Source organism: Mesorhizobium sp. M0227, assembly GCF_040321855.1.
Taxonomy (GTDB): domain Bacteria; phylum Pseudomonadota; class Alphaproteobacteria; order Rhizobiales; family Rhizobiaceae; genus Mesorhizobium.
Window position 1 is genome coordinate 1 of the sequence record NZ_JAMYSJ010000052.1, and the last position, 13,201, is coordinate 13,201.

Here is a 13,201-nt window from a genome sequence, read left to right on the forward strand (position 1 = left end):
GGGGCCCTCCCCGCGGCCGGGGCCCCCCCCGGCCCCGCCCCCCCCACCCCCCCCCCCGCCCCACAACCTTCTCCAATCCCGGCGGCCCCCCGCCCCCCCAAAACCCCCCCCCGGGGGGGGGGGGCGGGCCCCCCCCCCCCCCACCTCTTGTCAGCACCGGAGACGATGATGTCGCGTATTGGAATCCATTCTTTCGTCTGGTCGGCGAGCTCGGCTCAGGCAGATCTCGAGCGCACGCTGACCAACACCAGGGAGGCCGGCTTCGACCTCATCGAATTCTCCTATCTCGACCCCGCCAATGTCGACATCGGCGGGCTTGCCAGGCGCATCGCCGATCTTGGCCTCGGCGTGGCGATCAGCATCGGATTGCCTGTTGATGGCGACATTTCGAGCGCCGACAAGGCGATTGCCGCGCGCGGCGTCGAAATCCTCAACGACACCATCGCGCTGACGCGCGATCTCGGCGGCCGGAAGGTCGCCGGCATTCTCTCCACCAGCCACGGATTGCAGGTCGAGGCGCCGACGCGCGATCAATGGCAGCGCAGTGCCGGCACGCTGGCCAAGGTTGCCGAGACAGCCAAGGCGGCCGGCGTCACGCTCAACCTCGAGATCGTCAACCGCTTCGAAAGCAATCTGCTCAACACCGCCGCGCAAGGGCTGGCCTTCATCGAGGACACCGGCTCGGACAACATCTTCCTGCATCTCGACACCTTCCACATGAACATCGAGGAGGCCGATGTCGGGCTGGCCATCCGTCATGCCGCCGATAAGATCGGCTATGTCCATATCGGCGAGAGCCATCGCGGTTTCCTCGGCACCGGCAATATCGATTTCGCCGCGATCTTCGATGCGCTGACGGCCATCGGCTACAGCGACGACCTCAGCTTCGAATCCTTCTCTTCGGAAATCGTCGATGAGAACCTGTCGAAGAAGACCGCGATCTGGCGCAATCTCTGGACGGACAACATGGCGCTGGCCAAGCACGCGCGTGCTTTCATCGGTCTGGGAATGGAGACGGCAAGGCGCAAGGCGGAACTCGTCTCGGCGCGGCACAAACCCTGACCCGCCCGTCGAGAGCCGAAGGACGCCGCGTGCGCCGCAGGGCTGGGTTTCGAACTCAGATTAACAAAAGGCCTCGTGGTAGCCGTTTTGGCAGCTTTTGTGCCGCCGGTTTTTCCGAGATAGGAATTTTTTCTTGACCCGGTGACCTCAGCTATGGTACATATTTGTCTATGGTGCTGATTTGCGCCAGTGACCCGCCGCACAGGCGGGTTTTTTGTTCGATGCACCGTCAGCCAAGGTGCCGGCCGTTGGCGCCGGCATTGCCCGCGGCAGGTGCATCGGTTATCTGACCGGCTAGGCAAACAACGCCACGCAATCCACCAAACGGAGCCCAGCACATGACACGCGAGACAATCCTCAAATTCGGCACCGTCGAACACGCGGACGCCGGCGATCTGGCTGGCTGGATCGTCGTCGAGGGCAGGCCGACCATGCAAACCGCCGTCCAGCACACGACCGAGGACGGCAAGGTGTTGTCGGGCACCTGGCGCGCGACGCCCGGCACCTATCACGCCACCTATACCGACTATGAGTTCGTGCACATGATCGCCGGCCGCATCATCATTACGCCGGACGGCGGCACGCCGGTCGAGGTCGGCCCCGGCGATGCCTTCGTGGTGGAAGCCGATTTCAAGGGAACCTGGAAGATCATCGAGCCGGTGACGAAGCATTTTGTCGTCAGGGTTGGCTGAGGCGGATCGGCGACCCCGCGTGCGGAAAACGGTGCGGTTGCTGTCACGGCAGGACCGTATCACTGCCGCATCCCGGAGCAGGCGCGGCACGCCTGAACCTTGGCGTGTTCGTCGCTCTTGTCGCGTAGGCTAGGCGGCATGAGCAGCCGTCCTCATGCGCAAGCGGCATTTTCTATTCCCGCGATGCGGTGTTCGACCGGCTGAAGAAAATGCTTCGCATGACGCCATCGCGCAGCAGCACGAAATGCACCAGGGCAGCCAGGATGTGAACACCGGCAAGTCCAAGCAATACCCAGACCAGCTTTGCATGGATGAGTGCGAATCCCCTTGCCGAAAGCGCGCTGACGGACGGCGCCAACGGCACAGGCAAGTTTCCGAAAAGCCGCGCGGGAGGCATGAAAGGCATTGGCCGGTAGCCCAGCCATCCCGTTATCAGGACGGCGAGAATCGCAACGTAGAGAAACATATGGAAGAAAGCCGTCGCAAACCGCATGGGCCGTGAGGCTTGCCTGACAGGGGCGCGGGTAAAGATGCGCCAGCAAAGTCTGAGGACGATGATGGCAAGGATCGTCACGCCGATCGACATGTGAAGCGGAAGCCAGTTCATCGTCGCCATACCCGGCCCGTCCATCGGCCCGAAGGCAATGGCGATTTGCGCCGCGAGCGCGATCACGGTCAGCCAATGCAACAGACGAATGCCGAAATGCCAGCGCAGGCGAGGGTTCTCCTTCACATCCGAAGCTCGACTGTTGTCAAATGCAAGAGGGCGTGATGGTTTCATCCGCTCCAGCGGGCCAATTTCGCGAAGAAGTATGGCGGCTCACCAAGTCTTTGAAAAGCGTGGTGATCCCGACAGGAATCGAACCTGTGACCTACAGATTAGGAATCTGCCGCTCTATCCTACTGAGCTACGGGACCACGCGGCCAGACACATAGCCGCTTCGGATCGTTTCGCCAAGAGGCCGGCCGAAGGCAATTCGGCCGACTTTGCGCTGCCGCCGTCAGGCGGCCAGCGCGGTTTCCGCCAGTTTCACCCAGTAGCTCATGCCGTGCGGGATGACCTCGTCGTTGAAGTCGTAGGCCGGGTTGTGGAGACCGGCGGTGTCGCCATTGCCGATGAAGATGAAGGCGCCGGGGCGGGCTTCGAGCATGTAGGAGAAATCCTCGCCGCCCATCACGGGCTGGATGCCGCGGTGGACATGGGCGTCGCCGGCGACACTCATCGCGACATCACCGGCAAACACCGTCTCTTCCGCGTGGTTGAAGGTCACGGGGTAATTTGCCTGGTAGTCGACCTCGATCTTTGCCCCGAACGCGGTCGCCAGCCCGTCGCAGATGCTGCGGATGCGCTCTTCGGACTTCTTGGCGATCTCCTTGCGCAAGGTGCGCACGGTGCCGGCGATTTCAGCGGTTTCGGGGATGATGTTGTAGGCGTCACCGGCGTGGAACTTGGTCACCGACACCACCACGGCCTCGACCGGGTCGGTGCTGCGCGAGGCGATCGTCTGCAAGGCGCCGACCAGCTGGCTGGTGATGACGATCGGGTCGATCGTGCCGTGCGGCATCGCCGCGTGGCCGCCCTTTCCCCTAACGGTAATGGTAAACTCGGCGGTCGCCGCCATGATCGGACCCGGGCGAATGGCGAACTGCCCGACAGGCAGGCCCGGCATGTTGTGCATGCCGAACACCCTGGAGATGTCGAAACGCTCCATCATGCCGTCCTTGACCATCTCGTTGCCGCCGCCGCCGCCCTCTTCGGCCGGCTGGAAGATCACCGCCACCGAACCGGTGAAGTTGCGCGTCTCGGCGAGGTATTTGGCCGCGCCCAGCAGCATCGCGGTGTGGCCGTCATGGCCGCAGGCGTGCATCTTACCGGGGATGGTCGAGGCGTAGGGCTTGCCTGATATCTCGTTGAGCGGCAGCGCGTCCATGTCGGCGCGCAGGCCGATTGTGGGGCCTTCGCCCTGGCGGCCGCGGATGATGCCGACCACGCCAGTCTTGCCGAGGCCGGTGACCACATCGTCGCAACCGAAGGCCTTCAGCTTCTCGGTGACGAAGGCGGCGGTCTTGAAGACGTCGAAGTTCAGTTCTGGCGTCTGATGCAGATGCTGGCGCCAGCCGGCAACTTCGTCCTGCATTTCGGCGGCACGGTTCAGGATTGGCATGATGGTTCCATCTCGCTGTTGGGACAGCGGTGTTGGCCGCTGCCTTGCAATTGTGATCGCCAGGCACTTTGCCATCTTGGCGTCACATAGAGTAAATAGCACCGCAACAATGGGTCCGGTTTTTGAGGGCCGGACCATATGCTGGCGATCGCGTAACGAAATCTTACGGAGCCAGGGGCGACTACGGCAAGAGGCGATTTCGGATTTGATCATGCGGTACAGGCATTTCCTCAAACTATTCTCGGCTGGCACAATCGCGCTGTCGGTCCTGGCCGGGCCGGCGCTGGCCAATCCGGTGGTCGTGTTCGATCTCGGCAGCGGCAAGATCCTGCAGCATCAGGACGCGTTCAAGCGCTGGTATCCGGCGTCGCTGAGCAAGCTGATGACCGCTTATGTCACCTTTCGGGCGATCGCCGCCGGCGAGGTTCAGCTTGATTCGCCGATCAAGGTGACCAAGCACTCCGCCGCCGAGCCGCCAAGCAAGATGGGCTTCAAGCCGGGCTCGGTGATGCGGCTCGACAACGCGCTGAAGATGATGCTGGTCAAATCGGCCAACGACATCGCCATGGCGGTGGGCGAAAATGTCGGCGGTTCGCAGGCGGCCTTTGCCGAGCGGATGAACGCCGAGGCGACCCGGCTCGGCATGAACGGCACGCATTTCGTCAATCCGAATGGGCTCTATTCGCCGGATCAGTACACGACGGCGCGCGACCTCGCCGTGCTGGTGATGGCGATCCGCCGCGAATTTCCGCAATATGTGCCGTGGTTCTCGATCGAAGGCCTTGCCGTCGGCAAGAAGGTGATCCCGAACTACAATCTGTTGATCGGCCGTTATCCTGGCGCCGACGGCATGAAGACAGGCTTTGTTTGCCCCTCCGGCTTCAACATGATCGGTTCGGCGACCCGCAACGGGCGCACGCTGGTGGCGGTGGTGCTTGGCGAGAAATCGGCGGTCACACGTGCCGAGACCGCGGCAAAACTGCTCGATCAAGGTTTTGACGCGCCTGCCGCCGGCTCGGCCACCGTCACCACGCTGGCGCCCTATGGCGACACCGTCTCGCCCAACGACATGCAGGACGAGGTCTGCAAGAAGAAGGCGCCTGCGGAACAGTCCGAGGCGCCGCCGGTCGTCGCCAAGAACGTGCCGAAATCACCCTATCAGGAAAAACTCGACCATGTGCCGACACTGGTTGCCGTCGGCCTTGGCGGCGCCACCGGTCCGGCGCCGAAGGCCATCCTCGACCAGGGCGGCCAGGAATACGCCGACGTGCCGATCCCGAGCTGGCGGCCCGACAGGCCGGCACCGGCCGGCACCGGCCCGAAGATTGCCGGCTCCGCCGCACAGGGCGACCGGCCGGCCAAGGTTGCGAACTAGCCAATGGCGAGCGGCTTCCCGATCCCCGTCTCGGTGCTGACCGGTTTCCTCGGCGCCGGCAAGACGACGTTGCTCAACCGGCTGCTCAAGGATCCGGCGCTGGCCGATACGGCGGTGATCATCAACGAGTTCGGCGAGGTGGCGATCGACCATCTGCTGGTCGAGCAGTCTTCCGACGGCATCATCCAGCTGTCGGACGGCTGCCTGTGCTGCACGGTGCGCGGTGAACTGGTCGATACGCTGGCCGACCTAGTCGACCGGCTGCAGACCGGCCGCATCGCCCGTCTTGCCCGCGTCATCGTCGAGACCACCGGCCTTGCCGACCCGGCGCCGGTGCTGCAGTCGATCATGGCGCATCCGGCACTGATCCAGGCCTTCCGGCTCGACGGCGTCATCACTTTGGTCGATGCCGTCAACGGCAACGCCACGCTCGACGCCCATGTCGAGGCGGTGAAGCAGGCTGCCGTCGCCGATCGCATCGTGCTCAGCAAAGCCGATCTGGTCGCTGATCCCAATGAGTTGGAAATGCTTCGGGCGCGCCTGCGGCAGATCAATCCGGGCGCCGAACTGCTCGATGCCGGCGACACGGAGACAGGCGTGGCGGCGCTGTTTGACTGCGGCCTCTACAACCCTGCAACCAAATCCGCCGATGTGCGGCGCTGGCTGGGCGAGGAAGCAGCGCATGATCACCATCATCACAATCATGATGATGGACATGATCACGAGCATGGCCGTGACCATGGGCATCGCCACGATTCGCGCGTGCGTTCCTATTCGTTGGTGCATGACGGCCCGGTGCCGTTTTCGGCGATCGAGATGTTCCTCGACCTGCTGCGTTCGACGCATGGCGAGCATCTGCTGCGCATGAAGGGCGTCATCGAACTCAGGGAAGACCCGTCGCGGCCGCTGGTGATCCATGGCGTACAGAAAATCCTGCATCCGCCGGTGCAACTGCCGTCCTGGCCCGATGGCCAGCGCGGCACGCGGCTGGTGCTGATCACGCTCGATATGCCCGAAGATTATATCCGCAGGCTGTTCACCGCCTTCACCAACCGGCCGTCGATCGATACGCCCGACCGCGCCGCGCTGGAAAACAACCCGCTGGCGATTGCCGGGCGTTGAACTCTACGATTGCTGTTCGCCGCGCTCGATCAGAAAGCGATGGCCGCCGGAGACCGCCGCCGTTTCAATCAACTGGTGGCCACTCTCGGAGCAGAATGCCGGAATATCTATGACGGCGAGCGGGTCGGTGGTTTCGAGCCACAGCCGGCTGCCCGGTTGCATCCCGGCCAAGCGCTTCTTGGCCTTGAGCACGGGCAAGGGGCAGTTCAGCCCCTTGAGGTCATAAATAGCGGCGCGATCATCCACGGGCGAAATCAACCGCCGAACATGCCGAGCAGCTTGTTCTTCAGCTTCGTCACGCGGCTCTCGTCGGCACTCGCCGCTTGCGTCTCAGCCATCGGTGCCGCTTCCGAAGGGGCCGCGATGGTCGCGGTGGCGACAGGGGCTTCCTTGGCGGCCTTTTCGGCCTCCTTTTCGGCCAGAGCCTGAGCCTTGGCGGCTTCCTTGGCTTGCTTGGCCGCCTCTATGGCAGCGAGCCTCTGCTCCTCGGCCTTCTGCTTGGCCGCCTTTTCGGCGTCGAGGGCCGCCATCTTGCGGCCAGCGGGCGAATCGATGCGGCCCATGCGTGCCGTCTCGGTGACCGAGCCGTCATTGTTGAGCGACGGCGGATCGATCGGCACGCGTTCGCCGCGTGCGCGGCGCTTGGACCAGTCGGAGACGATGCTGGCTTCCTTGATACCGGCGATGGTCGGCTTGGGCGCCGGCACGCTGGCCTTGACCGCGCCGCTGAATGCCGCGTCGTAGGTGCTCATGTAGGAATTGTAGGCGCTCTTCAGCGAATCAGGCTGCGTCGTCGCCGGGCAAGCGCCGGTCGGGTCGAATGTCTGACCGTCGGCGGCAACCTGGTTGAAGACATAACGCTTCTCGCAGACATCGACCTTCGGCGGCACCTTGGTGATCTCGAAATTGTCGTAGCCGACCTTCAGCATCTTCCAGAAGTCGTAATTGGGGTCGTTGCGGTAGCGCGCCATGTTGGCGGCAGTCATGCGGAACGGAAACGCCTGGATCTGGAACTCGGTCTGGCCGCCCTGGAAAGCATCGCGGCCGAAGGCATAGATCTGCTCGATCTGCGCATCGGTCATCGAATAGCAGCCCGACGACGAACAGGCGCCGTGCACCATCAAATTGGAGCCGGTACGGCCATTGGCGCGGTCATAGGCGTTGGGATAGCCGATGTTGAAGGACAAATGGTAGTTCGAGCGCGGATTCATCTGCGCCGGGCGCACCGTGTAGAAGCCTTCCGGCGCCTGGCGGTCGCCTTCTGTGTATTTCGGCCCGAGCTTGCCCGACCATTTGCAGATGTCGTAGCTGGCGACCATGTCGTAGCGGCCGTTGGTCTTGGCCTTCCAGATCTCGAGCTTGCCTTCTTCCTTGAAGATACGAGCCATCACCGACGAGGTGCGGACCATGCCCTTGGCTCTCATGTCGGCGAGGATCTTGTCGGGCAGCGGCTTGTTGGCCTCCGGCGCGAAATCCTTCATCGACGAATTGTTGCAGCCGGCAACGCCGAGGGCGGCGATCAGGATTCCGGTGCGGGCAAGCTTGATAAACATGGCTGCGGATATCGTCTTTTCTCTGGCGCCAGGACGTTTCCTGCCCCGGCTGCTGCACTGCGCATCGACGGACCCTAAGCCCGTTAACCCTAACAAATTCCTTACCGCAAGAGCCGACGCATCCCCCTGCGGCAGTCTCATTGAGCCGAATGCAGCGGCATTTTTGTGGCAAAAATGCTCCGCTCCGCCACATTGTGGCCGCCAAGGCTGCATGCGGTCAGAGACTGCGGCCCATGGCCAGGTATTTTTCGCGGCGCTGCTCGCGGAAATCGGTGTTGGCGCCGGCAAAGTCCTTCATCGTCCTGGCGATGAGGTCTCCGGTCGCGCCGATCACGGTTTCGGCGCCGCGATGCGCGCCGCCGAGCGGCTCGGGGATAATGGCGTCGATGATCTTCAGCTCCAGAAGGTCCTGCGCGGTGATCTTCATGTTGGTTGCCGCATCCTTCGATCGCGTCGTGTCGCGCCACAGGATAGAGGCGGCGCCTTCCGGCGAAATCACCGAATAGATGGCGTGTTCGAGCATGTAGACGCGGTTGGCGGTGGCGATGGCAATGGCTCCGCCCGAACCACCTTCGCCGATAACCACCGAGATCGACGGTACTTTCAGGCCGAGGCAGGTCGAGGTTGAACGGGCGATAGCCTCCGCCTGGCCGCGCTCTTCAGCGTTGACACCGGGATAGGCGCCAGCCGTGTCGACCAGCGTCAGCAGCGGGATCTTGAAGCGGTCGGCCAGTTCCATCAGCCGTACCGCCTTGCGGTAGCCCTCCGGGCGAACCGATCCGAAATTGTGCTTCAGGCGGCTGGCTGTGTCGGAACCTTTTTCCTGGCCGATGATGGCAATGGGTTCGCCGCGGAAACGGGCGAAACCGCCGACGATCGCCTGGTCCTCACCGAAATTGCGGTCGCCGGCCAGCGGCGTGAAATCGGTGAACAGGCCCTTGATATAGTCGACGCAATGCGGCCTGTCGGGATGGCGCGCCACCTGCACCTTCTGCCACGGCGTCAGCGCCTTGTAGGCGTCGCGCAGCGCGTCGCGGGAGCGCTTCTCGAGACGGCTGATCTCGTCGCCGACATCGACCGCCTCGCCGTTCTCGGCAAGCTTCTTCAGCTCGAGGATCTTGCCCTCGAGGTCCTGCACCGGCTTTTCGAAATCGAGGTAGTTGTACATGCGTGAGCGGACCGATACGTCGGAAGGCAATGGCTGACGGAACCCTTGAATCCAAGGCTCCGGGCGGTGAAATGTCGTCCTCACATAGCGATATGAGGCCTAGTCGGCAAGCGGATGATGATCGTTGACCAGCCGCACCAGCCGCTCTTCCAGCACATGGGTGTAAATCTGTGTCGTCGATATGTCGGCATGGCCAAGCAATTGCTGCACGACCCTGAGATCGGCGCCGTTCTGCAGGAGATGGCTGGCGAAAGCATGACGCAGTACATGCGGCGAGATCTTCGCCGAGGCGATGCCGGCCCTTGCCGACAGCCCCTTCAGGTCACGCGCGAAGACCTGGCGCGAGAGATAGCCGCTGTCGGAGGCGGCCGGAAACAGGAACGGACTGTCGGCAAAGGCGGGCACCCTGGCGCGGGCGGCAAGCCAGGTCTTCATCGCCGTGCGCGCCTTGGCGGAGAGCGGCACCATGCGCTCCTTGTCGCCCTTGCCGCGCACCATGAAGAAACGGTCGTCGCGCTGCGCCACCGTCACCGGCAGGCCGACCAGCTCCGAAACGCGCAGGCCGGTGGCGTAAAGCACCTCGACCAGCGCATGCAGGCGCAGTGACGCCAGACTGTCCCCATCGCCCGACGAGACACCGCCGGCCTCAAGCGCCGCACGGTCGATCAGCCGGCCGGTGTCGGCCTCGCTCATCGTCTTGGGCAGCGGGCGGCCCTTTTTCGGACTGTCCAGCGTGCCGGTCGGGTCATCGCCGCGCAGGCCTTCGGCGTAGAGGAATTTGAAGAACTGGCGGATCGCCGACAGTTTGCGCGCCTGCGAGGTGGCTGCAAAGCCGCGGGCGGCAATGTCGTCGAGATAGGCGCGGATATCGGCGGCGGCGGCAGTGGCCAGCCCGCCATCGATCGCGCCAGAAGCGTCCTCGAGGTCGCGGCGGTAGGAGGAAAGCGTGTTTTCGGCCGCGCCCCGCTCGGCGCTCATCATTTCCAGAAAGGCTTCGATGCGGGCGGCGCTGTTCATTCAATTTTCTTCGGGTTCAGCTTTTCTTGGGGTTCAGCTTTTCCGGAGGGATGCGCACGCTCATTTCCCCCTTCTTTGGCTCGACGAACATCACCAGGGCGAACATCGTACCATAGGCAATGCCAGCCAGAATCGCTGTTACCACGACAAAGCGAAACAGTGTCGGCATCAATTTTCGCCCGTCTTCTTGTTCTGCGTTTCCAAACCCTGCCCCTTATGGGACGCCAATCCGGCCAATTCAAGGAAGAAGCTGGGGCCTGTTAGCAACTTCTGATGCAGACCCTGCCGGTCCATATCGGGTTCAAGGCACTTGCCACGCTTGACGCAAACGGGCTTTTCATGTCGATACGCCGGCAAAGAGGGCCTTCGAACAATCCAATGAACGCGCTGCCAGCAAATCCTCCAGACGAGACCCACGCCGCGTTGCTTGGCCGGCTGGGCAGCCGTTCCGTCGTCTTCGTCGGACTGATGGGCGCCGGCAAGACGGCGATCGGCCGTAAGGTGGCGACGATGCTGGCGCTGCCCTTCATCGACAGCGACCAGGAGATCGAAAGCGTCTCGCGCATGACCGTTCCGGAGCTGTTCGAGCGCTATGGCGAGACCGAATTCCGGGCGCTGGAGCAGCGCGTCATCCTGCGCGTGCTGGAAAACGGCCCGCAGGTGCTGTCGACCGGCGGCGGCGCCTTCATGAATGCGCAGACGCGCGAGGCGATTGCAGCGCAGGGCGTGTCGGTATGGCTGAAGGCCGAGCTCGATCTTCTGATGGACCGCGTCTCCAAGAAGCAGAACCGGCCATTGTTGAAAAGTGCCGATCCGCGCGCCGTGCTGAAGCGGCTGATGGGCGAGCGCTATCCGGTCTACGCGACATCGGACGTCACCGTGCCGACCCGCGACGACCGCAAGGAAGTCATCGCGACCGAGGTGGTGGACGCGCTTTGCCGGCATTTCGGCATCGATGAGGCGGCTGCGGCGGGCGAGGTGGAATCGTGAGCATCGATGCACCCGTTGTCGTCGAAGTAGGCCTTGGCGATCGGACCTATGACATTCTGATCGGCTCGGGGTTGTTGGCCCGCGCGGGCGCGGAGATTGCGCGCCGGCTGCCGGGCACGCGCGCCGCGGTCGTCACCGACGCCAATGTCGCGGCAGCGCATCTCGCTGCCCTTCAGGCCAGCCTCGAAACGGGCGGCATCCAGACCGCCGTGATCACGTTGCCGCCCGGCGAGAAGACCAAGAGTTTTGCCCGTCTCGAAGAGGTGGTCGACGGTGTGCTGGCTGCGAAACTGGAGCGCGGCGACATCGTCATCGCCTTCGGCGGCGGCGTTATTGGCGACCTTGCCGGCTTTGCCGCCGGCATCGTGCGGCGCGGCATGAATTTCGTGCAGATCCCGACCTCGCTGCTGGCTCAGGTCGATTCCTCGGTCGGCGGCAAGACCGGCATCAACAGCCCACGCGGCAAGAACCTTGTCGGCGTCTTCCATCAGCCGAAACTGGTGCTGGCCGACACCGGCGTGCTCGACACGCTGCCGATCCGCGAATTCCGCGCCGGCTATGCCGAACTCGCCAAATACGGGCTCATTGACCGGCCGGAATTTTTCGCCTGGCTGGAAAAGAATTGGGTCCAGGTTTTTGCCGGCGGGCCGGAGAGGGCGCAGGCTATTGCCGAAGCCTGCCGCGCCAAGGCCGATGTGGTTGCGCGCGACGAATTCGAGACCGGCGACCGCGCGTTGCTCAATCTCGGCCACACATTCGGCCACGCGCTGGAAGCCGCCACCCAATATGACGGAAGCCGCCTCGTCCATGGCGAAGGCGTCGCAATCGGCATGGCGCTGGCCTACCGGTTCTCGTCACGGCTCAATCTGGCCAGCCCCGACGATGCCGCGCGCGTCGAGTCGCATCTGCGCGCCGTCGGCCTGCCTTGGCGGATAGCCGACATCCCGGGCGAATTGCCTGACGCCGAGGCTCTGCTTGCCTTCATCGCCCAGGACAAGAAGGTGTCACGCGGCGCGCTGACCTTCATCCTGACGCGCGGCATCGGCCAGGCTTTCATTGCCAAAGATGTTCCGGCATCGGAAGTGCTGTCGTTTCTGACTGAAAACCATCCTGACCAGCAGAAGATGCGGCCGAGATGACCAACGAGCCCGGCTGGATCGTCGTCGCCGTCCTTGCCATCCTCATCGTGCTGCTCGTTGCCGTGCGCACGCGCCTGCTTGCCATGTTCGGATACGAGCTTTCGCGCATCGAGCCGCAGCGTTCCAGCCAGGACGAATTGCGCGGTGCGGTCGACGATTTCCGCCGCGACGGCCAGGTGGTGCGCGAGGATCGCGACCGCGTCGGCGGGCTGTTCGATCTCGCCGAGCTGGAAGTCTCCGACGTCATGGTCCACCGCACCAACATGCGCTCGGTCAATGCGGACAATGCGCCGGAAGCGGTGGTGCGCGAGATTTTGCAAAGCCCGCACACCCGCATGCCGCTGTGGAAAGGCTCGCTCGACAACATCGTCGGCGTGCTGCATGCAAAGGATCTGCTGCGCGCCTTGAACGAAGTCGGCAACGATTTCTCCCGGATCGACGTGATGAAGATCGCCTCGAAACCCTGGTTCGTGCCCGACACCACGACCTTGCAGGAACAGCTCAACGCCTTCCTTCGCCGCAAGGCGCATTTCGCCGTCGTGGTCGACGAATATGGCGAGGTCGAAGGGCTGGTGACGCTGGAGGACATTATCGAGGAGATCGTCGGCGAGATCGCCGACGAGCATGATGTCGACATACAGGGCGTCAAGCAGGAGGCCGACGGCTCCGTCGTCGTCGACGGCACGGTGCCCATCCGTGACCTCAACCGGGCTCTCGACTGGAACCTGCCGGATGAGGAGGCCACCACCATTGCCGGCCTCGTCATCCACGAAACGCAATCGATCCCCGAGGAGAAGCAGGCTTTTACGTTCCACGGCAAGCGCTTCGTCGTGATGAAACGCGACAAGAACCGGATCGCAAGGCTGAGGATCAGGCCAGCCGGCGACACCTGATACGCGCAGGGAGGCCGGGGCACGT

The 13,201-nt window shown here is 63.4% G+C and carries 14 protein-coding genes and 1 tRNA gene; 7 read left to right on the forward strand and 8 right to left on the reverse strand.

The annotated features are described in order from the left end of the window. Positions 1–168 precede the first annotated feature (168 nt). Together NKJ00_RS31735 and NKJ00_RS31740 are read left to right on the forward strand one after the other, a co-directional pair. Positions 169–1,062, forward strand: a complete 894-nt coding sequence (locus tag NKJ00_RS31735) for a sugar phosphate isomerase/epimerase family protein (protein ID WP_023811055.1) — start codon at positions 169–171, stop codon at positions 1,060–1,062. A 338-nt stretch (positions 1,063–1,400) separates the two neighbouring features. Next, a complete protein-coding gene (locus NKJ00_RS31740) occupies positions 1,401–1,754 on the forward strand; it encodes a cupin domain-containing protein (protein ID WP_024503728.1) in 354 nt (117 codons plus the stop codon). Positions 1,755–1,926: 172 nt separating this feature from the next. Here the strand turns inward: NKJ00_RS31740 and NKJ00_RS31745 are convergent, their stop codons facing one another. The 3 genes from NKJ00_RS31745 to NKJ00_RS31755 all read right to left on the reverse strand — a co-directional run bounded on the left by NKJ00_RS31745 (position 1,927) and on the right by NKJ00_RS31755 (position 3,919). Beyond that, a complete protein-coding gene (locus NKJ00_RS31745) occupies positions 1,927–2,487 on the reverse strand; it encodes a cytochrome b (RefSeq protein WP_352612715.1) in 561 nt (186 codons plus the stop codon). Positions 2,488–2,595: 108 nt separating this feature from the next. Then, positions 2,596–2,672 (reverse strand) — tRNA-Arg (locus NKJ00_RS31750). Positions 2,673–2,755: 83 nt separating this feature from the next. Then, positions 2,756–3,919 carry a M20 aminoacylase family protein gene (locus NKJ00_RS31755; protein WP_352441763.1) on the reverse strand — a complete coding sequence of 388 codons (1,164 nt, stop codon included), beginning with the start codon at positions 3,917–3,919 and terminating at the stop codon, positions 2,756–2,758. Positions 3,920–4,130: 211 nt separating this feature from the next. Here NKJ00_RS31755 and NKJ00_RS31760 point away from each other — a divergent pair, with 211 nt between their 5' ends. Together NKJ00_RS31760 and NKJ00_RS31765 are read left to right on the forward strand one after the other, a co-directional pair. After that, positions 4,131–5,294, forward strand: a complete 1,164-nt coding sequence (locus NKJ00_RS31760; protein WP_352612717.1) for a D-alanyl-D-alanine carboxypeptidase family protein — start codon at positions 4,131–4,133, stop codon at positions 5,292–5,294. 3 nt (positions 5,295–5,297) lie between these two features. Beyond that, the gene (locus NKJ00_RS31765) at positions 5,298–6,416 is read left to right on the forward strand and encodes a CobW family GTP-binding protein (protein ID WP_352612719.1); all 1,119 of its coding nucleotides are present in this window, start codon (positions 5,298–5,300) and stop codon (positions 6,414–6,416) included. Between the two features lie 3 nt (positions 6,417–6,419). On the opposite strand, the gene NKJ00_RS31770 is transcribed toward NKJ00_RS31765, so the two are convergent. From NKJ00_RS31770 to NKJ00_RS31790, 5 genes are all read right to left on the reverse strand, one after another. Next, positions 6,420–6,662, reverse strand: coding sequence for a sulfurtransferase TusA family protein (locus tag NKJ00_RS31770; protein WP_023811061.1), 243 nt, complete (start codon positions 6,660–6,662; stop codon positions 6,420–6,422). Positions 6,663–6,670: 8 nt separating this feature from the next. Then, positions 6,671–7,969, reverse strand: a complete 1,299-nt coding sequence (locus NKJ00_RS31775) for a L,D-transpeptidase family protein (protein ID WP_127295953.1) — start codon at positions 7,967–7,969, stop codon at positions 6,671–6,673. A gap of 217 nt (positions 7,970–8,186) precedes the next feature. Then, positions 8,187–9,137, reverse strand: coding sequence for an acetyl-CoA carboxylase carboxyltransferase subunit alpha (locus NKJ00_RS31780; protein WP_023811063.1), 951 nt, complete (start codon positions 9,135–9,137; stop codon positions 8,187–8,189). 99 nt (positions 9,138–9,236) lie between these two features. Next, positions 9,237–10,154 (reverse strand): site-specific tyrosine recombinase XerD, encoded by a 918-nt coding sequence (locus NKJ00_RS31785; protein ID WP_352632544.1) that lies wholly within the window; start codon positions 10,152–10,154, stop codon positions 9,237–9,239. Positions 10,155–10,170: 16 nt separating this feature from the next. Next, positions 10,171–10,323, reverse strand: a complete 153-nt coding sequence (locus tag NKJ00_RS31790) for a hypothetical protein (protein ID WP_013529356.1) — start codon at positions 10,321–10,323, stop codon at positions 10,171–10,173. Between the two features lie 209 nt (positions 10,324–10,532). Between NKJ00_RS31790 and NKJ00_RS31795 the strand changes: the two genes are divergently transcribed. The 3 genes from NKJ00_RS31795 to NKJ00_RS31805 are packed head-to-tail and all read left to right on the forward strand — an operon-like array spanning position 10,533 to position 13,176. Continuing rightward, the gene (locus NKJ00_RS31795; RefSeq protein ID WP_128304684.1) at positions 10,533–11,144 is read left to right on the forward strand and encodes a shikimate kinase; all 612 of its coding nucleotides are present in this window, start codon (positions 10,533–10,535) and stop codon (positions 11,142–11,144) included. Continuing rightward, positions 11,141–12,283, forward strand: coding sequence for a 3-dehydroquinate synthase (aroB, locus tag NKJ00_RS31800; protein ID WP_352632546.1), 1,143 nt, complete (start codon positions 11,141–11,143; stop codon positions 12,281–12,283). The genes NKJ00_RS31795 and aroB overlap by 4 nt, the downstream gene beginning before the upstream one ends. After that, positions 12,280–13,176, forward strand: coding sequence for an HlyC/CorC family transporter (locus NKJ00_RS31805; protein ID WP_128304682.1), 897 nt, complete (start codon positions 12,280–12,282; stop codon positions 13,174–13,176). The genes aroB and NKJ00_RS31805 overlap by 4 nt, the downstream gene beginning before the upstream one ends. Positions 13,177–13,201 lie beyond the last annotated feature (25 nt).

What these genes read in the sequence shown, in the direction of transcription:
- NKJ00_RS31735 (WP_023811055.1), top strand. Translation starts at nt 169, where the DNA reads ATGTCGCGTATTGGAATCCATTCTTTCGTCTGGTCGGCGAGCTCGGCT.
- NKJ00_RS31740 (WP_024503728.1), top strand. Translation starts at nt 1,401, where the DNA reads ATGACACGCGAGACAATCCTCAAATTCGGCACCGTCGAACACGCGGAC.
- NKJ00_RS31755 (WP_352441763.1), bottom strand. Translation starts at nt 3,919, where the DNA reads ATGCCAATCCTGAACCGTGCCGCCGAAATGCAGGACGAAGTTGCCGGC.
- NKJ00_RS31760 (WP_352612717.1), top strand. Translation starts at nt 4,131, where the DNA reads ATGCGGTACAGGCATTTCCTCAAACTATTCTCGGCTGGCACAATCGCG.
- NKJ00_RS31765 (WP_352612719.1), top strand. Translation starts at nt 5,298, where the DNA reads ATGGCGAGCGGCTTCCCGATCCCCGTCTCGGTGCTGACCGGTTTCCTC.
- NKJ00_RS31775 (WP_127295953.1), bottom strand. Translation starts at nt 7,969, where the DNA reads ATGTTTATCAAGCTTGCCCGCACCGGAATCCTGATCGCCGCCCTCGGC.
- NKJ00_RS31780 (WP_023811063.1), bottom strand. Translation starts at nt 9,137, where the DNA reads ATGTACAACTACCTCGATTTCGAAAAGCCGGTGCAGGACCTCGAGGGC.
- NKJ00_RS31785 (WP_352632544.1), bottom strand. Translation starts at nt 10,154, where the DNA reads ATGAACAGCGCCGCCCGCATCGAAGCCTTTCTGGAAATGATGAGCGCC.
- NKJ00_RS31790 (WP_013529356.1), bottom strand. Translation starts at nt 10,323, where the DNA reads ATGCCGACACTGTTTCGCTTTGTCGTGGTAACAGCGATTCTGGCTGGC.
- NKJ00_RS31795 (WP_128304684.1), top strand. Translation starts at nt 10,533, where the DNA reads ATGAACGCGCTGCCAGCAAATCCTCCAGACGAGACCCACGCCGCGTTG.
- NKJ00_RS31805 (WP_128304682.1), top strand. Translation starts at nt 12,280, where the DNA reads ATGACCAACGAGCCCGGCTGGATCGTCGTCGCCGTCCTTGCCATCCTC.